The organism is Streptomyces sp. NBC_00887 (assembly GCF_045207585.1).
Genome location: NZ_CP108788.1, coordinates 2,562,876 through 2,584,988, shown reverse-complemented (window position 1 = coordinate 2,584,988; position 22,113 = coordinate 2,562,876). Strand labels below are relative to the sequence as shown.

29 protein-coding genes are annotated in these 22,113 nt (G+C 70.0%); 20 read left to right on the top strand and 9 right to left on the bottom strand.

Going from position 1 to position 22,113, the window contains the following annotated elements:
- The first annotated feature begins 79 nt into the window (after positions 1 to 79).
- Complete coding sequence (locus OG844_RS11870) at positions 80 to 1,375, top strand: alpha/beta fold hydrolase (RefSeq protein ID WP_406389853.1); 1,296 nt, start codon at positions 80 to 82, stop codon at positions 1,373 to 1,375.
- A gap of 15 nt (positions 1,376 to 1,390) precedes the next feature.
- Here the strand turns inward: OG844_RS11870 and OG844_RS11865 are convergent, their stop codons facing one another.
- A complete protein-coding gene (locus OG844_RS11865) occupies positions 1,391 to 1,963 on the bottom strand; it encodes a rhodanese-like domain-containing protein (protein WP_406389852.1) in 573 nt (190 codons plus the stop codon).
- A gap of 294 nt (positions 1,964 to 2,257) precedes the next feature.
- On the opposite strand from OG844_RS11865, the gene OG844_RS11860 reads away from it, so the two are divergent.
- The 7 genes from OG844_RS11860 (at position 2,258) to OG844_RS11830 (ending at position 8,523) form a co-directional block, all read left to right on the top strand.
- Positions 2,258 to 2,857 (top strand): helix-turn-helix domain-containing protein, encoded by a 600-nt coding sequence (locus OG844_RS11860; protein WP_406389851.1) that lies wholly within the window; start codon positions 2,258 to 2,260, stop codon positions 2,855 to 2,857.
- 102 nt (positions 2,858 to 2,959) lie between these two features.
- On the top strand, positions 2,960 to 3,928 hold the full coding sequence (locus tag OG844_RS11855; protein WP_406389850.1) for an NADPH:quinone oxidoreductase family protein: 969 nt from the start codon (positions 2,960 to 2,962) through the stop codon (positions 3,926 to 3,928).
- The gene (locus OG844_RS11850) at positions 3,925 to 5,112 is read left to right on the top strand and encodes an acyl-CoA dehydrogenase family protein (protein WP_406389849.1); all 1,188 of its coding nucleotides are present in this window, start codon (positions 3,925 to 3,927) and stop codon (positions 5,110 to 5,112) included. The genes OG844_RS11855 and OG844_RS11850 overlap by 4 nt, the downstream gene beginning before the upstream one ends.
- A complete protein-coding gene (locus OG844_RS11845) occupies positions 5,109 to 6,230 on the top strand; it encodes an acyl-CoA dehydrogenase family protein (RefSeq protein ID WP_406389848.1) in 1,122 nt (373 codons plus the stop codon). Before OG844_RS11850 ends, OG844_RS11845 begins: the two co-directional genes overlap by 4 nt.
- Before the next feature lie 240 nt (positions 6,231 to 6,470).
- On the top strand, positions 6,471 to 7,361 hold the full coding sequence (locus OG844_RS11840) for a phosphatidylinositol-specific phospholipase C/glycerophosphodiester phosphodiesterase family protein (RefSeq protein WP_406389847.1): 891 nt from the start codon (positions 6,471 to 6,473) through the stop codon (positions 7,359 to 7,361).
- A gap of 137 nt (positions 7,362 to 7,498) precedes the next feature.
- A complete protein-coding gene (locus OG844_RS11835; protein ID WP_329204393.1) occupies positions 7,499 to 7,693 on the top strand; it encodes a hypothetical protein in 195 nt (64 codons plus the stop codon).
- Between the two features lie 80 nt (positions 7,694 to 7,773).
- A complete protein-coding gene (locus tag OG844_RS11830) occupies positions 7,774 to 8,523 on the top strand; it encodes a hypothetical protein (RefSeq protein ID WP_406389846.1) in 750 nt (249 codons plus the stop codon).
- Positions 8,524 to 8,536: 13 nt separating this feature from the next.
- On the opposite strand, the gene OG844_RS11825 is transcribed toward OG844_RS11830, so the two are convergent.
- Together OG844_RS11825 and OG844_RS11820 are read right to left on the bottom strand one after the other, a co-directional pair.
- Positions 8,537 to 9,178, bottom strand: a complete 642-nt coding sequence (locus OG844_RS11825) for an endonuclease (RefSeq protein ID WP_406389845.1) — start codon at positions 9,176 to 9,178, stop codon at positions 8,537 to 8,539.
- Positions 9,175 to 9,393 carry a hypothetical protein gene (locus tag OG844_RS11820; protein ID WP_406389844.1) on the bottom strand — a complete coding sequence of 73 codons (219 nt, stop codon included), beginning with the start codon at positions 9,391 to 9,393 and terminating at the stop codon, positions 9,175 to 9,177. Before OG844_RS11820 ends, OG844_RS11825 begins: the two co-directional genes overlap by 4 nt.
- A gap of 126 nt (positions 9,394 to 9,519) precedes the next feature.
- Between OG844_RS11820 and OG844_RS11815 the strand changes: the two genes are divergently transcribed.
- Positions 9,520 to 10,758 (top strand): FUSC family protein, encoded by a 1,239-nt coding sequence (locus OG844_RS11815; protein WP_406389843.1) that lies wholly within the window; start codon positions 9,520 to 9,522, stop codon positions 10,756 to 10,758.
- Positions 10,759 to 10,858: 100 nt separating this feature from the next.
- On the opposite strand, the gene OG844_RS11810 is transcribed toward OG844_RS11815, so the two are convergent.
- From OG844_RS11810 to OG844_RS11795, 4 genes are all read right to left on the bottom strand, one after another.
- The gene (locus tag OG844_RS11810; RefSeq protein WP_406389842.1) at positions 10,859 to 11,296 is read right to left on the bottom strand and encodes an SRPBCC family protein; all 438 of its coding nucleotides are present in this window, start codon (positions 11,294 to 11,296) and stop codon (positions 10,859 to 10,861) included.
- A gap of 182 nt (positions 11,297 to 11,478) precedes the next feature.
- Positions 11,479 to 11,709 carry a CDGSH iron-sulfur domain-containing protein gene (locus OG844_RS11805; protein WP_406389841.1) on the bottom strand — a complete coding sequence of 77 codons (231 nt, stop codon included), beginning with the start codon at positions 11,707 to 11,709 and terminating at the stop codon, positions 11,479 to 11,481.
- The gene (locus OG844_RS11800; RefSeq protein ID WP_406389840.1) at positions 11,693 to 12,379 is read right to left on the bottom strand and encodes a HemK2/MTQ2 family protein methyltransferase; all 687 of its coding nucleotides are present in this window, start codon (positions 12,377 to 12,379) and stop codon (positions 11,693 to 11,695) included. Before OG844_RS11800 ends, OG844_RS11805 begins: the two co-directional genes overlap by 17 nt.
- 73 nt (positions 12,380 to 12,452) lie before the next feature.
- Positions 12,453 to 13,415 (bottom strand): iron-containing redox enzyme family protein, encoded by a 963-nt coding sequence (locus tag OG844_RS11795; RefSeq protein ID WP_406389839.1) that lies wholly within the window; start codon positions 13,413 to 13,415, stop codon positions 12,453 to 12,455.
- 159 nt (positions 13,416 to 13,574) lie between these two features.
- Between OG844_RS11795 and OG844_RS11790 the strand changes: the two genes are divergently transcribed.
- Positions 13,575 to 14,933 carry a PP2C family protein-serine/threonine phosphatase gene (locus tag OG844_RS11790; protein WP_406389838.1) on the top strand — a complete coding sequence of 453 codons (1,359 nt, stop codon included), beginning with the start codon at positions 13,575 to 13,577 and terminating at the stop codon, positions 14,931 to 14,933.
- A gap of 7 nt (positions 14,934 to 14,940) precedes the next feature.
- Here OG844_RS11790 and OG844_RS11785 read toward each other — a convergent pair whose 3' ends face one another.
- Both OG844_RS11785 and OG844_RS11780 read right to left on the bottom strand, forming a co-directional pair.
- The gene (locus OG844_RS11785) at positions 14,941 to 15,960 is read right to left on the bottom strand and encodes a PHP domain-containing protein (RefSeq protein ID WP_406389837.1); all 1,020 of its coding nucleotides are present in this window, start codon (positions 15,958 to 15,960) and stop codon (positions 14,941 to 14,943) included.
- Positions 15,961 to 15,962: 2 nt separating this feature from the next.
- The gene (locus OG844_RS11780) at positions 15,963 to 16,406 is read right to left on the bottom strand and encodes a hypothetical protein (RefSeq protein WP_406389836.1); all 444 of its coding nucleotides are present in this window, start codon (positions 16,404 to 16,406) and stop codon (positions 15,963 to 15,965) included.
- A 135-nt stretch (positions 16,407 to 16,541) separates the two neighbouring features.
- On the opposite strand from OG844_RS11780, the gene OG844_RS11775 reads away from it, so the two are divergent.
- The 10 genes from OG844_RS11775 to OG844_RS11730 are packed head-to-tail and all read left to right on the top strand — an operon-like array spanning position 16,542 to position 22,110.
- Positions 16,542 to 16,862, top strand: coding sequence for a gas vesicle protein (locus OG844_RS11775; protein ID WP_406389835.1), 321 nt, complete (start codon positions 16,542 to 16,544; stop codon positions 16,860 to 16,862).
- A gap of 33 nt (positions 16,863 to 16,895) precedes the next feature.
- Entirely contained in the window at positions 16,896 to 17,351 is a 456-nt protein-coding gene (gene gvpJ, locus OG844_RS11770; protein ID WP_406389834.1) for a gas vesicle protein GvpJ, read from the top strand.
- Positions 17,348 to 18,109 (top strand): GvpL/GvpF family gas vesicle protein, encoded by a 762-nt coding sequence (locus OG844_RS11765; protein ID WP_406389833.1) that lies wholly within the window; start codon positions 17,348 to 17,350, stop codon positions 18,107 to 18,109. The genes gvpJ and OG844_RS11765 overlap by 4 nt, the downstream gene beginning before the upstream one ends.
- A gap of 1 nt (position 18,110) precedes the next feature.
- Entirely contained in the window at positions 18,111 to 18,365 is a 255-nt protein-coding gene (locus OG844_RS11760; protein WP_384614304.1) for a gas vesicle protein GvpG, read from the top strand.
- Positions 18,366 to 18,372: 7 nt separating this feature from the next.
- Entirely contained in the window at positions 18,373 to 19,287 is a 915-nt protein-coding gene (locus tag OG844_RS11755) for a histone protein (protein WP_406389832.1), read from the top strand.
- 6 nt (positions 19,288 to 19,293) lie between these two features.
- Complete coding sequence (locus OG844_RS11750) at positions 19,294 to 20,394, top strand: SRPBCC family protein (protein WP_406389831.1); 1,101 nt, start codon at positions 19,294 to 19,296, stop codon at positions 20,392 to 20,394.
- Positions 20,387 to 20,740, top strand: a complete 354-nt coding sequence (locus OG844_RS11745) for a gas vesicle protein (protein ID WP_406389830.1) — start codon at positions 20,387 to 20,389, stop codon at positions 20,738 to 20,740. Before OG844_RS11750 ends, OG844_RS11745 begins: the two co-directional genes overlap by 8 nt.
- Positions 20,741 to 20,767: 27 nt before the next feature.
- On the top strand, positions 20,768 to 21,604 hold the full coding sequence (locus OG844_RS11740) for a GvpL/GvpF family gas vesicle protein (protein ID WP_406389829.1): 837 nt from the start codon (positions 20,768 to 20,770) through the stop codon (positions 21,602 to 21,604).
- Positions 21,605 to 21,607: 3 nt separating this feature from the next.
- Positions 21,608 to 21,835 (top strand): gas vesicle protein, encoded by a 228-nt coding sequence (locus OG844_RS11735; RefSeq protein WP_356417324.1) that lies wholly within the window; start codon positions 21,608 to 21,610, stop codon positions 21,833 to 21,835.
- The gene (locus tag OG844_RS11730; RefSeq protein WP_406389828.1) at positions 21,832 to 22,110 is read left to right on the top strand and encodes a gas vesicle protein K; all 279 of its coding nucleotides are present in this window, start codon (positions 21,832 to 21,834) and stop codon (positions 22,108 to 22,110) included. Before OG844_RS11735 ends, OG844_RS11730 begins: the two co-directional genes overlap by 4 nt.
- Positions 22,111 to 22,113: the final 3 nt, after the last annotated feature.

Below are 22,113 nucleotides of genomic sequence, written 5' to 3'. Positions count from 1 at the left end.
CGCAGCGACGCGGCCCGGGGCCGTCCGTGCCGGGGTCATGTGCTGAACTGTCCGGGAAACACCGGATCCAGGAGCACCCTTGAACAGCTATCGCCACCCCGGCCTCGTCCTCACCGACCGTCGGTTCACGGTCCCTCTCGACCACGAGGATCCCGGCGGCGAGACCATCGAGATCTTCGGCCGGGAGGTCGTGGCGGGCGGCAGGTCGGACGAGGACCTGCCCTGGCTGGTGTACCTGGAGGGCGGTCCCGGCTTCGGTGCCCGCAGGTTCATCGGGACGGAGGCGTGGCTGGGGCGGGCGGTGCGGGAGTTCCGCGTGCTGCTCCTCGACCAGCGCGGTACGGGACTCTCCACCCCGGCCAACCGGCAGACTCTCCCGTTGCGCGGGGGGCCGCGCGAGCAGGCCGACTACCTGGCGCACTTCCGCTCCGACAGCATCGTCCGGGACTGCGAGCTCATCCGCCCCCGGCTCACCGGCGGCGCACCCTGGACCGTTCTGGGCCAGTCCTTCGGTGGCTTCTGCGCCGTCCGGTATCTGTCCGCCGCCCCCGAAGGGCTCAGGGCCGTCCTGATCACCGGCGGGCTGCCCTCCCTGGACGCCCATGCCGATGACGTCTACCGGGCCGCGTATCCGCGGATCGAGCGGAAGGTCGCGGCCCACTACGCCGGCTACCCGCAGGACATCGACCGCGCCCGCGCGATCGCCGCGTACCTCTCCGAGCACCGCCCCACGAGCGGCGGGCACCGCCTGACACCCGAAGGGTTCCAGTCCCTCGGTATCCTGCTGGGTGGCGGGAACGGCAGTCACCAGCTCCACCACCTCCTGGAGAACGCCTTCGTCGGCGGCCCGCACGGCATCGAACTCTCCGACACCTTCCAGGAGGCCATGCGTACGGCCACGTCCTTCGCGGGCCACCCGCTGTACGCCGTGATGCACGAGGCGATCTACGGGCAGGGCGCCCGGCCGACCGACTGGGCCGCCGAACGCGTCCGCGCCGAGTTCCCGCAGTTCGACGCCGCGTCGGTGGGCGACGGTCCCGTGTTCTTCACCGGCGAGAGCATCCACCCCTGGCACTTCGAGGTCGATCCAGCGCTGCGCCCCCTTCGCGAGACCGCCGAACTGCTTGCAGCCCGGACGGACTGGCCCGCCCTGTACGACCCCGAGCGGCTCGCAGCCAACGAGGTTCCGGTCGCCGCGGCGGTCTACCACGACGACATGTACGTGGACACGGAGCACGCGCTGCGCACGGCCGCCGCGATCAGAGGCCTCCGTACCTGGGTGACCAGTGAGTTCGAGCACGACGGCCTGCGGGCGGGAGGGCCACGCGTGCTGGACCGCCTGCTCGCACTCGTCAGGGGCGAGAGTGACCGGTAGCCCGACGCGGGCAGGTCAGTGCTGCAGGGCGTCCAGGGTCGCGTCCAGGTCGGCCGCCGTGCGAGGCGCGCGGTTGTGCGGGAGCTTCGAAAGCGCCGCTGCCATGCCGCAGGTGTTGGTCACCGCGGAGAAGACGAGACCGGAACCGATGCCCGCCGACAGCCAGCGCGCCGCAGGGAAACGCCTGCCCACGAGCAGACCGGCCACCACCAGGGAACCGGCGGCGAGCCGCACCTGGCGCTCCATCGGCCAGACGGCCCGGCCGCCCTCCGGGCGGTCAAGACCGTGTCCGTCGCCCGCCCAGGCGGAGGTGCCGCCGGTCAGCGTGACGGCTTCGATGTCGGCCCGGGCGAGGACCTCGCAGGCCTGCGTGGAGCGGACACCCGATGCGCACACCATCAGCAGGGAGCCGCGGGCCGAGGCGGCCTTGAGCGCGGGTACCGCTTCGCCGAGCCGGTCGAGCGGAATGTTCAGGGCACCGGGGACATGCCCCGAGGCGTACTCACCGGGCGCCCGCACGTCGATGACGGTGAACTCCTCCAACCGGGCTGCGGCCTGGGCGGGGGAGAGGGAAGCGGGACTGGTCACGAGCGGGTTCCTTTCGTTCGTTCACCGGGGCGCGGAGAGCGGCGGGGTCTCACTCACCCCGCGCCAGAATACCCACCGGGGTATCCGAGGATGGGGTGGCTCGACCGGACCAGGTTCGGTCGGGCAAGCGGCTCCCTCTCTCACCCTGCCCTGATCCGTTTCCGGAATGCGCGAGGTCGCGGCCGTCCGTGGACGGCCCGCAGGGTGTAACGCGGGAGGGCGGTCCCGTCTTCCCGGCGGGGGCGGACGCCGCGGCCGATTGACAAAGCCGTTTGCTGATTCTGCAATGGGGTCATGAAGGAACAGAGTCAGGACGACCCCGAACTCGATGCCGTGCTCACCGGTGTGGGCCCCCGGCTGCGCCGGCTCCGCAAGGACCGTGGCGTGACCCTCGCCGCACTCTCCGAGGCCACCGGGATCTCCGTGTCCACCCTGTCGCGGCTGGAATCCGGGGGCAGGCGCCCCAGCCTCGAGCTGCTGCTTCCCATCGCCCGCGCCCACGAGGTGCCGCTCGACGATCTCGTGGGGGCGCCGCCCGTGGGCGACCCGCGGGTCAGGGCGAAGCCCATCGTGCACGGCTCGAAGACCTCCCTGCCGCTGACCGGCCGGCCGGGCGGGCTCCAGGCGTACAAGGTCATTCAGGAGGCACCCTGCACGGAGGAGCCCGAGCAGCGCACCCATGAGGGATACGAGTGGCTCTATGTGCTCAGCGGGCGGCTGCGGCTCAAGCTCGCCGAGCACGACCTGGTTCTGGTGCCCGGAGAGGCTGCGGAGTTCGACACCCGTTTGCCGCACTGGTTCGGACCCGTGGGCGACGAGCCGGTCGAGTTCCTCAGCCTGTTCGGGCCGCAGGGCGAGCGCATGCATGTCCGGGCGCGGCCGAAGCGGGCGTGAAGGAGCTGTCATCGACCGGTGCCAGGTGTTCCCAGACGGGCAAGCAACCGCTTAGTATGCGCCGGAGCAGTGGTAATGCCGACAGTGTTGTGGAGGCCCCTCATGCAGGCATGGCGAGTGCACCGGAACGGCGAGCCGAGCGAGGTGATGGAGCTCGAAGAGACGGACCGGCCCAGTCCCGGACCGGGGCAGGTGCTGCTCGAGGTGCGCGCGGCGAACATCAACTTCCCCGACGCGCTGCTCTGCCGCGGCCAGTACCAGGTCCGGCCCCCGCTGCCGTTCACCCCGGGTGTGGAGATCTGCGGCGAGACGGAGGACGGGCGCCGTGTGCTCGCCACCCCCGCTCTCCCGAACGGCGGCTTCGCCGACTACGTCGTCGCGGACGAGGCCGCCCTGCTGCCCGCCCCCGACGCCCTGGACGACGCCGAAGCGGCCGCACTGCACATCGGGTACCAGACCGGCTGGTTCGGACTCCACCGCCGCGCGCATCTGCGGGCGGGCGAGACGCTGCTCGTGCACGCGGCGGCCGGTGGCGTCGGCAGCGCCGCCGTCCAGCTCGGCAAGGCGGCCGGCGCCACGGTCATCGGAGTCGTCGGCGGACCGGAGAAGGCCGCCATCGCCCGTGGACTCGGCTGTGACCTGGTCATCGACCGCCGGAGCGAGGACATCGTCGCCGCGGTGAAGGAAGCCACGGCGGGACGCGGCGCGGATGTCGTCTACGACCCCGTCGGCGGCGACGCCTACGCCAAGTCCGTGAAGTGCATCGCCTTCGAAGGCCGCGTCGTCGTCGTCGGCTTCGCGAGCGGCTCCATTCCCACCCCGGGCCTCAACCACGCCCTGGTGAAGAACTACTCGATCGTCGGGCTCCACTGGGGTCTCTACAACACCAAGGACCCGGCCGCGGTCCGCGCCTGTCACGACGAGCTCACCAAGCTGGCCGCACAGGGCGTCGTCAAGCCCCTGGTCAGTGAGCGGCTCCCGATGGCCGAGGCCGCGCGCGGCGTCCAGCGTGTCGCCGACGGCACGAGCACCGGCCGCATCGTCGTTCTGCCGGCAGGAGGTGCCCGATGACCACCATCGACGCAGCAGAGATCCGTCGGCGTACGCAGGAACTGCTCGCCGCCCGTCCGCCGGCCACGACGGACCGCACCGACTTCCTCAAGGCACGCTTCGACGCCGGTCTCGCGTGGGTGCACTACCCCGTCGGCCTCGGCGGACTCGACGCGTCGCGCTCCCTGCAGCAGGTCGTCGACGCCGAACTCGCCGCCGCCGACGCCCCCGACAACGATCCGCGGCGCATCGGCATCGGCCTCGGCATGGCGGCGCCGACGATCCTCGGTTACGGCACCGACGAGCAGAAGCAGCGCTTCCTGCGCCCCCTGTGGGTCGGCGAGGAGGTGTGGTGCCAGCTCTTCAGCGAGCCGGGCGCCGGATCTGACCTGGCCGCCCTCGGGACGCGCGCCGTCCGTGACGGCGAGGACTGGGTGGTGGACGGGCAGAAGGTCTGGACGTCCAGCGCCCATGTGGCCCGCTGGGCGATCCTCATCGCCCGCACCGACCCGGACGTGCCCAAGCACCGGGGCATCAGCTACTTCATCTGCGACATGACCGACCCCGGTGTCGAGGTGCGGCCGCTGCGCCAGATCACCGGCGAGGCGGAGTTCAACGAGGTCTTCCTCACCGGGGTGCGCATCCCGGACAGCAGGCGCCTCGGCCCGGTGGGCGAAGGCTGGAAGGTCGCCCAGACCACCCTGATGAACGAGCGCGTCTCGATCGGCGGAGCCCGTATCCCGCGCGAGGGCGGCATGATCGGCACGGTCGCGAGGACCTGGCGCGAACGCCCCGAACTGCGCACCCACGATCTCCACCAGCGACTGGTCACGCTGTGGGTCGAGGCCGAGGTCGCCAGGCTCACCGGTGAGCGGCTGCGCCAGCAGCTCGTCGCCGGGCAGCCGGGCCCCGAAGGATCCGGCATGAAGCTCGCCTTCGCCCGCCTCAACCAGGAGATCAGCGGCCTGGAGGTCGAACTGCTCGGCGACGAAGGCCTGTTGTACAGCGACTGGACCATGCGCCGCCCGGAGATCGTCGACTTCACCGGACGCGACGCCGGTTACCGCTATCTGCGCTCCAAAGGAAACTCCATCGAGGGCGGCACGAGCGAGGTCCTGCTCAACATCGTCGCGGAGCGCGTCCTCGGTCTGCCCGTCGAACCGCGCAACGACAAGGACGTCGCCTGGAAGGATCTCTCCCGATGACCGCACAGACCGAAGCAGTCCACGCTCCCGACCTGCTCTACTCGGAGACCGAGGAGGACCTGAGGTCCGCGGTGCGCTCGCTGCTCGCCGACCGGGCCGACGCGCCGACGGTCATCGCCGGTATCGAGTCCGACACGCCGTACGACCTGCGGCTGTGGGAATCGCTCGCCGCCGGCATCGGGGCAGCGGGACTGCTGGTGCCCGAGAAGCTCGGCGGCCAGGGGGCCTCCCACCGCGAGGCCGCCGTGGTCCTGGAGGAGCTCGGCCGCAGCGTCGCCCCCGCTCCGTATCTGACCAGTGCCGTCGTCGCCACGGAGATCCTCCTCGCGCTCGACACGCAGGACGGTCCGGTGGGTGAACTGCTCGGCGACCTCGCGGCGGGCCGCAAGGTCGCCGTCCTCGCCCTGCCGTTCGCCACGCCCGCCGCCGATGCCGCCGCGGCGACGACCGGCACCCTCGACCGGACGGTGACCGGTGTCGCCGAGGCGGTGGCGGCCGATGTGCTGCTGGTGCCGACCGCCGAGGGGCTGTACGCCGTCGACAGGGCCGGCGACGGCGTCACCGTCGAGTCGCTCGTTCCGCTCGACCTCACCCGTCCACTCGCCACGGTCACCCTCGCCGGGGCTGCCGGTACCAAGCTCGCCGAGGCAGGGCCCGCGGCCCTCGCCGTGGAGAGGGGGCTGCTGTCCGGAGCCGGACTGCTCGCCTCCGAGCAGCTCGGCATCGCCGAGTGGTGCCTGACCGAAACGGTCCGCCACACCCGCGAACGGCACCAGTTCAACCGGCCGGTGGGCTCCTTCCAGTCGCTCAAGCACCGGATGGCCCAGCTCTGGCTGGAGGTCGTCTCCGCACGCGCGGCGGCACGCAACGCCGCGGACGCGCTGGCGGCCGGCAGCCCGGACGCACCGCTCGCGGTGGCCGTGGCCCAGGCCTACTGCTCCAAGGTCGCGGTGCACGCGGCGGAGGAGTGCGTCCAACTGCACGGCGGGATCGGTATGACCTGGGAGCACCCGGCACACCTCTACCTGAAGAGGGCCAAGGCCGACTCGATCGCGTACGGCACGGCGGGGCGCCACCGCGAAGCCGTCGCCGAGCTGGTGGAGCTGGCCGCACCGTAGAGCCCCTCGTCCGGATCACGCCAGGAGCGGGGGTACGTGCTCACGTACCCCCGCTCCGTCGTGCCCGCGCCCGGTCCCACCTGCCCCGATCACGCGGGTAACAGCAGACGCAGCGCAGTCGACGGGCGGACGACGACGGGTCCAACTCTTGGCAGGTACCTGCCTTTCGAGTCGCTCTCGGCTCCATACTCGTCGCGTCCACCCGCCCGCTCTGCCCGCTCAACGCTTCAGGGAGACCCCATGGCACACCTGACCCGCCGCAGAGTCGTCACCACCGCCCTGGCCACCGCCGCCGCAGGCGCCTTCATCCCCGCCCAGTCGGCAACCGCGGCGCCGGCCGTCCCCGGCCGCCCCCACGGCCCGCGCCCCCTGGCCCGCGCCCACGCGCACAACGACTACCTGCACCCGCGTCCCCTCCACGACGCGCTGGCACACGGGTTCACCAGCGTCGAGGCGGACATCTTCCTCGTCGACGGCGAACTCCTCGTCGCCCACGAGGAGGCCGGCCTCGATCCCACCCGCACCCTCACCTCGCTCTACCTCGACCCGCTGCTGGCCCGGGTCAGGGCGAACCACGGCTCGGTGTACGCCGGATACCGCCCCCCGCTGCAACTGCTGATCGACATCAAGAACGACGGCGCCGCCACCTACCTCGCACTCGACGCGGTGCTCCGGCGCTACCGGCAGATCCTCACCCGCTTCAGCCACGGCAGGGTCCGCACCGGTGCGGTGACGCCCGTCATCTCGGGCGACCGCGCCGCTCGCGTCCCGATGGAGGCACAGAGCACCCGCTACGCCTTCTACGACGGCCGGCTCGACGATCTGGGGACCGCCGCCCCCGCCTCCTTCATCCCGCTCATCAGCAGCAACTGGACCCAGAGCTTCAGCTGGCTCGGCACCGGTCCCTTCCCCGCCGCCGAACGGGACAGGCTGCGCACCCTCACCTCCGCCGCCCGCGGGAGCGGTCAGCGGGTCCGGTTCTGGGCCACGCCCGATGTGGCGGGGCCGGAGCGCGACGCCGTGTGGACGGAGCTCCTCGCCGTCGGCGTCGACCATCTGAACACCGACGACCTGGTGGGGCTCGAAGCCTTTCTCCGCCACCGTGACAGGGACGGCCGCACCAGCCGCTGACCGCCTCGCGGCAAGCGGCTCCGATCACCGTGCGTCAACACCCGTTCGGCGGACACGCCAGTCCGCCGGATGGCCCCTCCGCTGCGCCACACTGGCGGCCGAATGCCGCAATTCCGGCGCGGCGGAGGAGGTTGGCGATGGCCATTTCGATCTCACTGGTGCTGCTCCTGCTGATCCTGGCAGTGATCTTCCTGCGCAACGGCGGACTCAAGGTCTCGCACGCGATCGTCTGTGCCCTGCTCGGCTTCTTTCTCGCAGGTACGAGCATGGCGCCCACCATCCATGAGGGGATCGCCGCCACGGCGAACGTCGTCAGCGGTCTGAAGCCCTGACCCCACGCACGGTCCGGGTGCGGGACAATGGCGGCTGATCGTGGCAGAACGCCGCACCGGACCAGTGAGGGAACGCAGCGATGTCCTTTCCGCCACCCGGACGGCAATCGGGCGCCGCCCACCACGAGTACTGCAACACGGCCCTCTGCTGCCGCTGCCAGCAGCGGCAGTGGACGACGAAGCTGGGCGACGAACGCCTCTGCGGCCTCTGTGCCGCCTGCTGCCGCGACTGCGGCCGTGCTCCCGCCCCCCACCTGGACGGGCTCGACGAAGGGCTCTGCGCCGAGTGCCGCGGCATGTGCGGCCGGTGCCAGCGACAGCTGCCCCTCGCCGGCCCCTGCGTGTGCCGCAAGTGGCGCGAGCGGGCCGGCTCCGACCCGGTCAACTACATCCTGCAGGCGCTCCCGCAACCGCTGGTCCAGGCACTCGGCCACCGCACCCCGCAGTCCGTCCACGAACTGATCCACCGGGAACTCGCCCGGCGGACCCCCGACCAGCTCCTGGACCGCCTCGAGCGCCGGTGGAACGTCCGCTGGGCGCACGCCCTCCACGAGAAGGACGAGGACGGCCGGCGCCGCTGGACCGCGCAGGAGGTCGCCGAAGCGCTGCTGAGCCCGGGCCACTGCACGAACCCGCAGTGCGAGGACGGCTACCTGGTCACCACCGACACGCCGTGCGGACAGTGCCTGCGCCCCACCCACCGGTTCGTCACCTCCGTGGCCGACCACACGTCGACCTCGGCCCACGCGAGGGAGACCGCCGCCCAGATCAGACGCGCCCTCCTGGAAGGCCGCTCGACCAAGCCCGGCAAGCCGCGTCCGCCGCGCTGACGCTCCGGCGTGCTCAGGCCGCGGTCCGGACCGCGTCCGCGACGTCCTTGTCCAGAGCGGTCCGCACCAGAGCCGCGGCGAGCACCGCGGGATCCCGGCCCTCCGCCAGCCGTGTCAGCCCGGCCGGCGAGCCGGGCAGGCCCAGCCGTTCGGCGCCCTGTAGTGCCTTCGCGTCGAGGTAGGGGGCCGTCTCCGGCCACACCGTCTGCACCTCGCGCAGGAAGATGTCCGCTCCCGTGGGACCCACGCCGGGAAAGCGCTGCAGCATGGTGCGGAGTGCGTCGGTGTCACCATCGGCGTCCCGGCGGAGGCGACGCAGATCTCCGCCGTGCGCGGTCAGCAGCAGGTCGGCACCGTCCCCGAGCTGGGTAGCCGTCCGCTCGTCGTACCGGCGGTACCCGCCCTCACCCAGCGCGTCGACGCGCTGCTGCCACGTCGCGTCGGCCATCCGCTGCGGGGTGCGCATTCCGTTCGCGTACAGCGCCCGGGCCGCGGCCACCGCCGCGGAGGCGCGAATACGGGCGCTCAGCAGGTCGCTCAGCACAAGGAGCTGGTACAAGGGCTGAGGGGTGTCGCGCAGCCGGATACCCGCCTCGTCCGCGTACGTCCTGCCGTGCCGCTCCAGCAACGCGTCCAGCGTCTCGCGTGCACTCATGTGAAACCGAAGATGCGCGCGATGAAGTATCCGGCGACGACGGCCGAGCCGAGCAGCACCAACGCGGCCCAGAAGGCCGGGTGCTCCCAGATGCCGCCGTCCGCGCGTTCGACGTGTGCCTCGCTGATGCACCCTTCACCCGGAGGCGTTTCGCCCGGGGGCATGCGGGTGCGCGCGGATGACAGCGAGGCCGGGGGAGTGTGTGAGATAGCCATACCTCCACGATCCTCCCGCAGAGCCCGCCCCGCATCGCAGGTCCTGGAGGGGCGCGGGTACCTCCGTACGGAGTCTGCCTGCCCTCCGAAGCGCTGCGGCACCCCGGTTCGGGGCACCGTCAAGGAATGCCTGGAGTATCTGCGCCCGCGCCCGTCATCAAACTCGTGCAGCGCACCACCGAGCCTGCCGCCGCGCAGCTGCTGCGGTCCACCGCTGCGGCTGTCATCGCCTTCGCTGTGGCCCAGTGGGTTCTGCCCGAGCCCCATCCAGCACCCCTGACCGCTCCGCTCACGGCTCTGCTCGTGGTCCAGGTGACCCTCTATGCCACGCTCACCACCGGGATCCGACGGGTGAACTCGGTCGTCGTGGGGGTGCTGATCGCCAGCGGTTTCAGCTCCCTGGTGGGGCTGAGCTGGTGGAGTCTGGGGCTGACGATCTTCACTTCGCTGCTGATCGGGCGCTTTGTCAGAGTGAACGAGTTCGTGCCCGAGGTGGCCATCAGCGCGATGCTCGTCCTCGGCGTCGCGCAGGTCGCCGACACCGCCTGGGAGCGGGTGCTCGAGACGCTCATCGGCGCAGGGGTCGGACTCCTGTTCAACCTCCTGTTCGCGCCGCCGGTCTGGGTCGAGACGGCGGGCGTCTCCATCGGCGGCCTGGGCGAGCGGATGGGCAGCATGTTCCGGGCTCTGGGCGAGGAGATCGGCGGCAACCACCCCGTGCCGGAGGCCGCCGCACGCCTGCACGAAGCACGCAGGCTGGACCACGACATCGTGGAGGTGGACGCCTCGCTGCGGCAGGCCGAGGAGAGCCTGATGCTCAATCCCCGGGTACGGCAGGGGATGCTGTACCGCGTGGTGCTGCGCACCGGACTCGACACACTGGAGATCTGCGCCGTGGTGCTCCGTGTACTGACTCGCACCCTGACCGACCTGGCCAAGGCGCGCACGGAGGAGTCGCTATTCCCCGAGGACGTGGCCGTATCCCTGCGTGAGTTGTTCGGACATATGTCGGACGCGATCGAGGGCTTCGCGGTGATGATCACGACACCGATCGCGGCCAGCGGGGAGGAGGCCGAGGAGCGCCTCGCCGAGGCACTCGGCCGCAGTCGCGCGACACGCGACCGGGTGGCGGACCTGCTGCTCGAGGACGTTCAGGAATATCCCAGACAGTGGCAGCTGCACGGAGCCCTGCTCGCCGAGGTGGACCGCATCCTCGACGAACTCGACATCGGCAAGCGCACGGAACGCCTCGGTGAGGAACTCGACCGCCACTCGGCGGAGATGCACGCGCGCCACCCCCGTATCCAGTCGGTGCTCCGCCGGCTGCGCGGGGCTACGCGAACCAAGTGGCGGGCAGAGGTCTGAGGGGACGCAAGGGCGAGATTTACTCAGAAGGCGGCATGCAGACTGTTCATCGGAGTCCGGGAGAGAGGGCTCCGATCACCCGCGCCTTCGGAAGGGTGGTTCAGCTCGCGCCGCGTTCGCAGACCTTGGCCAGCCGATCGAGCATGGCCCGGTGGCGCAGCTGGATCACCGCGTCGACGGCCATGTTGTGCAGCGCGGCACCCGCGCCTCGCAGGGGGTGCTCGTCGACGATCAGAAGGGTGTCGTCGCCCCACGGGCGGACATCGAACGCGACCCTCGCCGTACCCAGACGCCCGCTGTCAATCTCGAGTTCCAGGGTCCGCGGCGGTTCACATCGGCGCACGACCGTCTCGTTGTCCAGCGCGAAGGGCCCGATCCTGACCCGATAGGCGATGGTGGAGCCGACTTCCGGCCACCGGCCCTTCGCGGGACGGGAGTCGGACGTGCCGACGACCCACCGGTCGTAGCGCTCCCCGTCGGACAGGACGGCCCAGACCGCGTCCGCGCTCTTCCTGATCAGTTTGTGCCGTACAGCCATGAGTTTCTCCGGCTTCTGGCGGTGCGATCGGTCCTCCCGGCACTCTCAGCGTAGGTCGGCCTGCCCGGTCCCGCCTTTCGCCCGGCGAGGTGGGGGTCCGGGAGTCACCTCACCGACGGCGGAATTACGCCATACGGGTGAACAGGCTCAAGGGCCTGTCCCGTTCGTGCAGTCTGCGGTCCTCACTGCGTCCGGTGGGCGGGCCCGTCCGTCTCGCGGTTCGTGCGGCGCCGGTGGCTGGTGTCGCACCACGGGTACATCCGGCTCCGCCGGCAGGTGCAGACTGCCACGACGAACCGGTTCGACACGGCCACCCGGCCGTCGGCACACGTGACTTCCACGGGCCCTTCGATGAGCAGGGGGCCTTCGTCGTCGACAGAAATCCTGCGGGGACGCTCAGGGGTGTTCGGCACGGATGACCACCAGTTCCTCTGTCGTGTCGTTCCGGCCCAGCAGGCCCGACTCCCTCAGCCAACGGAGTCTGGACCGCAGCACGGGCCCGAGGGGTACGCGGGCGCGGTCGCTCACCTGCGCGTGCAGGCCGGCGTCCGCCAGGCGGCGCAGGGTCGCGTCGCTGTCGCACAGACCGGAGTGGACCATCAGCAGGCGGCCTCCGGGACGCAGCGCTGCCGGAGCCGCGGCGCAGACACGGTCGAGGACCGCGCGTCCGTCGTTACCGGCGTCCCAGGCCCGCGCGGAACCGTGGCCGGGCAGCCGGCCGATGGGGGACGGGACATACGGCGGATTGCAGATCACCAGGTCGTAGGACCTGCCGGGCAGTGCGGACAGGAGATCGCTGCGTTGCACGGTGATGCGCCGACGGTGCAGCAACGCGTTCAGTCGTGCGGTCACCACCGCCCGCCACGCGATGTCCACCGCGGTCACCCGCGCCCCCAGCTGTGCCGCGTGCAGGGCGAGCGCACCGCTTCCCGTGCCGAGGTCCAGGACATCGGCGCCCGGGCCGATCTCCTCCTGCTCCAGTGCCGCCATGAGAAGGCGGGTGTCGTGCTGCGGCGCGTACACGCCGGGGAGTGTCAGCAGCCGGGCCGGACGTACCTGCTTCTCGGATAGTTCTGCGGACATTCCGAACTCCTTGCCTCCGTGAAACGACTCGATGGATCCGGCCCCACGGATCCCTGTGCGGGGAGCGGCTGGATCACACCTGCCAGTCCGCCAGCAGCCGGTCCTCGAGCCGTTCCTCGAGAAAGGACGTCGCGGTGACACCGAAGGCGATATCGGCCGCCAGCTCCGGTTCGTCGTCGAGCAGCCCGCCGATGACGTCACGGCGCACCACCTGCTCATGGACCGCGTCGGCCTCGACGTGTTCCGTGTAGAAGAACTCCGCGGCCGGTCCCGCACCCGTTCTCTTCATGGCGTGGGCCAGACGCCGGGAAGCGGGTGAGGAGGTGATCTCGACAGCGGCGAAGTGCCCCACCAGCGCCCCGCGCAGCCGCCGGTGCAGGCCGAAGAGCGACATCAGGTTCACCAGAGCCAGCATCTCCGCGCAGCCGTCGTCGAGGTAGCGGCCGTAGGTGCTGTCGAGACCCAGATCAGTCATCAGGTCGGCGAAGAGCTGTGCGTGAACCCGGTCAGCGCGTCCGCCCCCGAACTCGTCGTACTCGATCGCGGCCATGCCTGCCTTGGCCCGGCCGCTCAGGCGTGGCAGCACCCAGGCGTGCGGGTCGGCCTCCTTGAGGTGGTAGAGGGAGCGCTGCACCGCGTAGGCCCGCAGGTGCCGCAGTTCGCCCCGGTCCTGCAGGAACCACGAAAGCCCGGTCCCGTGGACCGGTTCCACCAGCAGGCCGGCGAGTACATCGTCGAGATCAGCCGTTCCCGTGGCGTCACGGCGCAGCGCCGCGAGGAAACGTTCCTCCAACGTGGCGCGGACGGTGAGCAGACCCGGATCCCACTCCAGCTCCGGTCGCACGCCGGCGAAGCCCCGGTAGTGCAGCTCGTAACAGACGTACAGGGCCAGATGCAGATCGTCGCTGTACGGATCCGTGTCCCCGGCGGAGCCGGGATCCGGCAGAGGCGCGTCACCGCGCAGAAAGCCGACCACGCCCGCCGACACCGGGCCACGCGTTCGCGGAAGAGAAGGTCCAGTGCGTTGATCGGACATGGGCACCTCCTGCCCCGTCATCCACGGAAACCACACAGACATCATGATCGACTGTACGCCGGAGGTCCCGCCCCGGCCTTCCGGCGCGTGCCGGGCCCGCCGGCCAGGCGGACAATCGGGGAAGGGACGGGAACGCCCGCCCCGCTCGAAGGAGCACGCATGTGCGCTGACCGGGATCTCCACCCCGGCGATCCGACGGACGGTGACGCGTACGAAGTGGACCGAAAGGTCCAGGACGCGCTCGACCGGCTGACGCTGCTGATCAACGCGGCGGAGGCGCTGGCCAGCACCCTCGACGAGGAGACCGGCCTGCGCCGGCTGTGCCACACCCTCGTACCCGGGCTCGCCGACTGGTGCGCCGTCGACCTGGTGGACCGGCGGGGCCGACTGCGCCGGATCGTCGTCGAGCACCGCGACGCCGACCGCCTCTCGCCAGGTCTGTACGAGGGACTCCTCCCACCGACCGAGGGCTCCGCGGCAGCGGTGGCACGGGCTCTGCAGGGGGCCGGACCGACGCTCCTGACTGACTTCCTCCCGCCGCACAGTGCCGCCGACCCCTTGCACGCGTGCGAACTCGAACTCTTCGACCGCATGACAGCCGACACCGCGGTCATCGCTCCCCTGCGGGCGCGCCGTCAGGTGCTGGGCGTGATCACGCTCGTACGGACCACGAACGAGGCCCCGCTGGACGAGGACGGGCTCTCCCTCGTCGAGGACCTCGCCCATCGGGTCGCCCTGGCCGTCGACAACTCGCGCCTGCACTTCGAGGCTCAGCACACCGCCGAACGCCTGCAACGCTCGCTCCTGCCCGACCTGCCGTCCGAGGGGCCCGTGGAGCTCGCCGCCCGGTACCAGGCGGCAGTCGCGGCGGCACAGGTCGGTGGCGACTGGTACGACGCGTTCCTGCTGCCCGAGGGCGCCACCGCGCTGATCATCGGAGATGTGGCGGGCCACGACCTGCGCGCCGCGGTGACCATGAGCCAGATGCGCAACATGCTGCGGGGCATCGCCTGCGACCGTAAGGAGCCACCCGGCAAGATCCTCGGGCGGCTGGACGCCGCCACCCACATCCTCTACCCCCACCAGACGCTGACGTGCATCTACGCCCTGGTCGAGAAACCGGTCGCCGACGGTCCCTGGCAGCTGCACTACGCCGTGGCCGGCCACCCCGCGCCGCTCCTGGTGACCTGGGAGGGCGAGACCCGATTCCTCGAGGGCGGCAGGAGCATGATGCTGGGCGTCGACCCGGACGAGTACCGCCCGGCCGGGATGGAGGTGCTCCCCCCGAACTCGACCGTCCTGCTCTACACGGACGGGCTCGTCGAGCGCCGTGACGAAATGCTGGACCGGGGCCTGGCCCGACTGCGCCAGCACGCCGCGGCACTCGCGCGCGAGCCGCTGGAGACCTTCTGCGACGAGCTGCTCGACGGACTCGCGGCCGCCGGTACGGATGACGTGGCACTGATCGCGGTCCGTATCGCCGCCGCGCCCGCTACGGGCGCCGCCACCGCGGAATGAGGGACGGTCAGCCGGCCGCCTTCCCTCGGGTCCACTCCAACAGCCGGTCAGCCGTCCATGAGGTGATGACACGGTCGGCCGGGACCCCGCACTCCTCCGCCCGCGCACATCCGTGGATCCGCCAGTCCAGCTGACCCGGTGCGTGCGCGTCCGTGTCGATGGAGAAGAGAACCCCCGCAGCGACCGCGCGCCTGAGCAGCGGGCGTGGGGGATCGAGTCGTTCGGGCCGGCAGTTGATCTCGACCGCGGTCCCTGCTTCCGCGCACGCCGCGAAGACCTCGTCCGCGTCGAACTCCGACTCAGGGCGGGTCCGTTTGCCCAGGAGACGCCCCGTGCAGTGCCCGAGCACGTCCGCGTGAGGATTGCGTACGGCCGCGAGGAGCCGCTTCGTCATCGCCGCCGCGTCCATGCGCAGCTTCGAATGAACCGAGACGACGACCACGTCGAGGCGCTCCAGGAGCTCTGGTTCCTGGTCGAGGGAGCCGTCCAGCAGGATGTCGCACTCGATTCCGGTGAGCAGACGGAAGGGTGCCCACTGCTCGTTCAGCTCCGCCACCACGTCCAGTTGCCGGCGAAGCCGTTCCGGGGAAAGCCCGTTGGCCACGGTCAGTCGGGGGGAGTGGTCGGTGAGCACGGTCCACTCGTGACCCAGTTCCGCAGCCGTCCTGCCCATCTCCGCGATCGGACTCCCACCGTCGGACCAGTCGGAGTGCGTATGGCAGTCGCCGCGCAGCTCCGCCAGCAACGCTTCACCTCCCTGGGCGAGCGGCTCCGAAGCTTCTTCCTCCAGCCGTTCCAGGTACCGGGGTGTCGCACCGGCCAGCGACTCCCGGATCACTTCCGCCGTCCGGGGGCCGATTCCCCGCACCGACTCGAGGGAGCCCTGCGCCACCCGGTTCGCGAGCTCGCCCGCGCCCATGGCCGCGACCGCGTCGGCAGCCGTGCGGAAGGCCTTCACCCGGTACGTGGCCGCCTGGGACCGCTCCAGCAGGAACGCGATCCGGCGCAGGGCCGTGGAGGCCTCCACGGTCAGAGCCCGGCGGTGTGGTCGGGGTGCCCGCGGGTACGGCGGGCTTCCTTCATCTCCGCCTCGTACAGATGCTGCCGCCCCGCCGCGAGTTCCTGCCGCACCCGGGCCTCGACCTCCACGAACGGCTGGTAGTAGGTCGTGTTGTACGCCTCGACGACCTGGTAGGTCCAGCAGCCCGGGATGACGTTGCGGCCCAGGATCTCGCGCTCCACCAGGTCGGCCTGCTCCGTGTGGCCCGCCCGGCGCAGCAGCTCCACCGCGCGGTCCAGGGTCAGGTCGGCGCCGCCCGTCAGTTGATGGAACCCGTAGAGGTGGCCCCGGGCCCGCTCCACCGTCTCCAGCGCCTCGGTCAAAGACCCCAGCGCCTCCACGGTGGTGTCGCCGATCCCCGGCGGGCGTTCGTGCTCGGTACGGGGCCCGCTCTCCTCAGGTGTCTCATGCATGACTACGACTGTGCACCCCTTCCCGCCGACTTCGTTCTGCCGACGGGCCGAAGGGGTGAGGGCCGTGTGGGCCGCACTCCCGTCCTGCCCGCCGCCCGAGATGCGCGGAGCCCTGTTGTCGTGAGACTGGATCCCATGGCAGAGAAACAGCGCACCCGTACCGGGCACGCGAAGAAGGCGACAGCCTCGCGCTCCTCGTCCCGGCGAGGCCCCGAGCATGCCGCCCGTGTCGCCTGTCAGAGCCTCGAAAGGCTCATCGGCCATCCCTCGGAGGGGGTGTCCGCGGTGCGGCGGAGCGAGGACGGATGGTGCGTCGTGGTGGATGTGCTGGAGGTCGAGCGCATCCCCGACACGACGAGCCTGCTCGCCTCCTACGAGGTGCAGTTGGACGAGGACGGCGAGCTCCTGGAGTACAGCAGGGTCCGCCGGTACCGACGGGGCGCCGCCGACGAGTGACCCGTGTTGCCCCATCAGCCGGAAGGAAACTCCATGACCACCATGTACGCCGACGAAGTAGCGCCGTGCCCGCCGCGTGCCGGAACCCTCTACGACGTTCTGGAACTCATCCTCGACCGGGGGATGGTCATCGATGTGTTCGTCCGGGTCTCGCTGGTCGGCATCGAGATCCTCAAGATAGACGCACGCATCGTGATCGCGAGCGTGGACACGTATCTGCGCTTCGCCGAGGCGTGCAACCGCCTCGACCTGGAGCGCGACTCGGGCAGCAGGACCGTCCCGGAGCTGTTCGGCATGGGCGCGGCCAAGTCCGTCGGCAAGCGCAAGGTGCGCAAGGCCGCGGAGTCCGTCGGAGACAGCGTCCGCAAGGCGGTGGGCGGTGGTGATGACGACGACGACTCGGAGGACGAGGAAGAGCAGCACGAGCGGCCCAGGAAGCGCCGGGCGCCCGCACGTAGCGGGAGCCAACGACGACGCGCGGAGGCATGAGCGTGACAACGACGACGACCGGCGTCTACGTCTACGCAATCGTCCCGACGGGCGGATCGCTGCCGCGGAAGGCCGCCGGTGTGGGTAACCCGCCGGCCGCGCTGCGGCTGATCGGCGAAGGACCGGTCACCGCTGTGGTGAGCGATGCTCCGCCGCAGCTCCGCGCGCGACGGCGGGACCTCATGGCCCACCAGGACCTGCTGATGGGCCTCGCGGACATCGGCCCCGTGCTCCCCATGCGCTTCGGAATGGTCGCGGCGGACGAGAACACGGTGCGCAGAGAGCTGAGCGCTTCACGCGAAGCCCATCTCGCCTCCCTGCGGCACCTCACCGACGGTGTCGAGATCAACCTCAAGGCTCTTCCGGCCCAGGACGCACTCGCTGCGGTCGTGGCCGAGGAGAACCAGGTACGGCGGCTCCGGGAGGAAGTGCGCCGACGCCCCGGCTACGAGGCAAGTGTCCGGCTGGGGGAGGCCATTGCCACCGCCCTCTCGCGCAGGGCGGCGGACGCCGGCAAGAAGATCGTGCGCACGCTGACGCCCATGGCCCGTGCGGTGGCAGCTGGGCCGGAGGTCCAAGGATGCGCGTTGAACGTGTCGTTCCTCATCGACCGGAGCGACAGCGACCGTTTCCGGGCAGAGGCACAGACGTTCGCGAACACCCACCGCGAGCTCGTCGAACTACGGATTGCAGGACCACTGCCCTGCTACAGCTTCGTTTCTTCCCGGCCGGCCCGGACACCGGCGGCGGGGAGATGAGATGGGACTGATCAGCGGGATTCTCCTGCTCCCTCTCGCACCGGTCCGCGGAGTCATCTGGGTCGCCGAGAAGGTGAACGAACAAGCCGACCGCGAGATGCACGACCCCGGAGTGCTCCGGGCCCAACTGGCGGCGCTGAACCAGGAGCTGGAGGACGGCAACGTCAGTCTGGAGGAATTCGAACGGGAAGAGGAAGAACTGCTCGAACGGCTGCACGTCGCTCGGGCCCGCTCCGTGCAGAACGATCGAAGGTGACTGACTCATGGAAGACCAGACCAAGGTGACTCTGGCGGCCGCAGTGGTCGGCGGATATGTGCTCGGCCGTACGAAGAAGGGCCGTATGGCGATCACCATCGCAACCTATCTGGCGGGCAGGCGGTTCGGTCTGGAACCACGCCAGCTTGCCGCCGAAGGGATCCGCAGGTTGGGGGAGATGCCCCAATTTGCCGAATTGCAGGAGCAGTTGAAGGGCGAGGTCCTCGAGTCGGGCCGAAAGGCCTTGACTGCCGCGGCGGACCGCGGCATGAACTCGCTCGCTGATGCGCTCAGTGACCGTACGTCCCGGCTCACGGACCGGGATGAGGAAGAGGAAGAGGAAGAGTACGAAGGGGAGCCGGCCGAGGACGGCGAGTACGAGGGCGAGTACGAAGAGGAAGAGCCCGAGGCGGAGTACGAGGACGAAGAGGAAGAGCCCGAGGACGAGGAGGAGGAAGAGGAGGAGCCCGAGGGGGAGTACGAGGACGAGGAGGAAGAGGAAGAGTTCGAGGAGGAGCCGGCCGAGGACGAGGACGGCGAAGAAGAGGACGAGGGAGAAGAAGAGGAAGAGGAGCCGAAGCCGAGCAGGTCCCGCGGTTCTCGGCAGCCCTCGAAGCAGGCTCCCGCCAAGAAGGCGGCAGCGAAGAAGGCTCCGGAAAAGAAGGCTCCCGCCAAGCGGACCCCCTCGAAGAAGGCCGCCGCGAAGAAGACGGCACCGGCGAAGAAGGCCGCCGCCAAGAAGACGGCACCGGCGAAGAAGGCCGCCGCGAAGAAGACGACTCCCGCCAAGAAGGCCTCGGCCAAGAAGTCCTCGGCCAAGAAGTCCGCCCCTGCCAAGAAGTCCTCGGCCAAGAAAGCCCCGGCCAAGAAGGCCACGTCATCAAAGCGAGCCGCGTCCAAGCGCACCGAACGGCGGAGGTAGCCAGTCATGGCCAAGACGGACAAAGACGAACCGGAGGCTGCGGAGTCGGGCATGGACCGGCTTCGCGGAGAGGCGTCGAGCTTTCTCAGCGCGCAGGTGGAGAAACTTGCGGAGAAGGCCGGCGGAAAACTGAGTGACGTCACGGGGAAGCTCACGGACGTTGCGGAGAACGGAGGTTCGCTCCCCGCGATCGGCTCCCGTGTCCTGCAGGGCGAATCACCGGTGAAGGCGTTCGTATCGGAAAAGGCCAAAGGCGTCAAGGACAACGTCGTGGACAAGGCCAAGCAAGCCTTCGGCGGAGGAAAGGGCAAGCGCAAGTCCAGCGGCAGCAAGATCACAAGCATCATCGAGGTCCTCGATGTGGGTGTGTCGCTGCGGGACGCATATGACTACTGGACCCAGTACGACAAGTTCAGCAGCTTCGCCAAGGGTGTGCGCGACGTCTCCACGAGTGACGAGATGACCAGCGACTGGAAGGTCAAGATCGGTCCGTCCTCCCGCAGCTTCAAGGCGACCGTCCAGGAACAGGTGCCCGACGAGCGGATCGTCTGGACCTCCGAGGGCGCGAAAGGCACGACCCGAGGCGCTGTGAGCTTCCACGAAATCGCTCCGAAGCTGACGCGGATCGTCCTGGTCGTGGAGTACTACCCCTCGGGGTTCTTCGAGAAGACAGGCAACGTGTGGCGTGCCCAGGGGCGCCGTATGAGGCTGGACTTCAAGCACTTCCAGCGGTACGTCACGCTCACCGAGGAAGAGCCCGAGGGCTGGCGCGGTGAGATCCGCGACGGCGAAGTCGTGGAGAGCCACGATGACGCCGTGGAACGAGAGGAAGCCGAATCCGAGGAGGAAGAGCCCGAGGAGGAGGCCGAGGAAGAAGAGGAGGACGAAGAAGAGGGCGAGCCCGAGGAAGAGGAGTACGACGACGAGGGAGACGGTGAGGGGGAGGACGAGGAGGAAGAGGAGGACGAGGAGCCCGAGGAGGAGGACGAGGAGCCCGAGGAGGAAGAGGAAGAAGAGGAAGAAGAAGAGGAAGAAGAAGACGAGGAGCCTGAGGAGGAGGCACCCGCGCCCAAGAAGCACCGGGGCCGGAGGCGCAGCCGTGACTGACGCGGATCTCGTGCAGGGCGGTTACCAGGTACCCGGCCCTCAGACGACCAACCTCGCCGACATCCTCGAACGCGTTCTCGACAAGGGCATCGTCATCGCCGGCGACATCAAGATCGACCTGCTCGATATCGAGCTGCTCACCATCCGGCTCCGTCTGTTCGTGGCGTCCGTGGACACCGCGAAGAAGGCCGGTATCGACTGGTGGGAGACGGATCCGGCGCTGAGCTCGCACGCCGCCCGTAACGCGCTCCAGGACGAGAACCGCGAACTCCGCGAACGCCTTGAGGCACTTGAGTCCAAGGCGGACGAACTGCCGGCGGGCCACGACGCAGCGGCCAGGCGATGAGCACGTGAGCAAGGAGAACCGAGGCACATGACGGAGTCGGGAGCCGATTCTTCGGACGGCAACGCCATCTACGTATTCGCTGTTTGCGGGGCCCCGGTCCAGGCCGCGGTCGAGGAACTGCCGGGCGTCGCTGCGGACGCACCGGTACGCACCATGCCGTTCGGAGAGCTGACGGCCGTCGTCCAGACGGTTCGCGCTGCCGAATTCTCCGACGAAGCCTGGCAGGCGCGCCTGTCCGACACGGTCGAGCTCGAACGCTACGCACGGGCGCATCACCACATCGTGACGGCCGCCGCAGCGGCCTGCCCGACCGTTCCGTTGCCGCTGGCCACCCTCTACCACGACGAGGAGCGGGCCCGGCTGGCGCTCACCGGCGAGACCGGGCGATTCCGTGCCGCGCTCGCCCGGACCGCGGACCATTCCGAATGGGGGGTCAAGGTCTACGCGGCAGAACGCCCCGCGCAGAACACCGAACGCCCCGCGGAGGACGTGAGCACCACTCCGCACCGTGCGGTCGTGCCCGCCGACCGGGCCCGTCCGGCCCCGGGAGCGGGCCTTGCCTATCTGGACCGCAAACGCGGGATGCAGGCCCGGCGCGAACAGCGACAGGAAGAGGCTCTCCGCATGGCGGAAACGGTGGACGCCGAATTCCAGAAGGTGGCGTCGGCCGCCCGCAGGCTGCGGCCGCACAGCCCCGAACTGGCCGGCGCCCAACGGGTCCAGGTGCTCAATGCCACGTATCTCGTAGCGGAACGCCGGTCGGGCGAGCTGGAGACACTGACCAGGACGCTCCAGGACAGTACCGGCGCGCAGATCGAGTTGTCGGGGCCCTGGGTTCCCTACTCATTCGTCGGCGAGGTGTAGCGGATGGCGCACGACGTCGTGCCCTGGAACAATCCCGAGCCGCTGACCGGCCCCATCGGTGTGCCGCTCGTCGACCTGCTGGACCGGTTGCTGGCAACCGGTGTGGTGGTCAGTGGAGACCTGGTGATCGCGATCGCGGACGTCCCGCTCGTACGGCTGTCGCTCCACGCCCTGCTGTCGTCCGTCAACGAGCGGATCCCTTCTCCGTGGGCGGACGGGGGTCCGCTGTGACCGCCTCCCGGGTGGACGTGGATTCGGAGCAGCTGGGGCACGACCTCGTCGCTCTCGTGCTGACCGTGGTGGAACTGCTGAGGCAGCTGATGGAACGCCAGGCCATTCGCCGCATCGATCAGGGGGACCTCACCGATCGACAGGTCGACGAGATCGGCACCACGCTCATGCTGCTCGACCAGCGCATGACCGAACTGTGCGATCTGCACGGCGTACGGCCCGAGGACCTCAATCTCGACCTGGGGCCGCTGGGGACGCTGCTGCCGCGTAGCTGACGG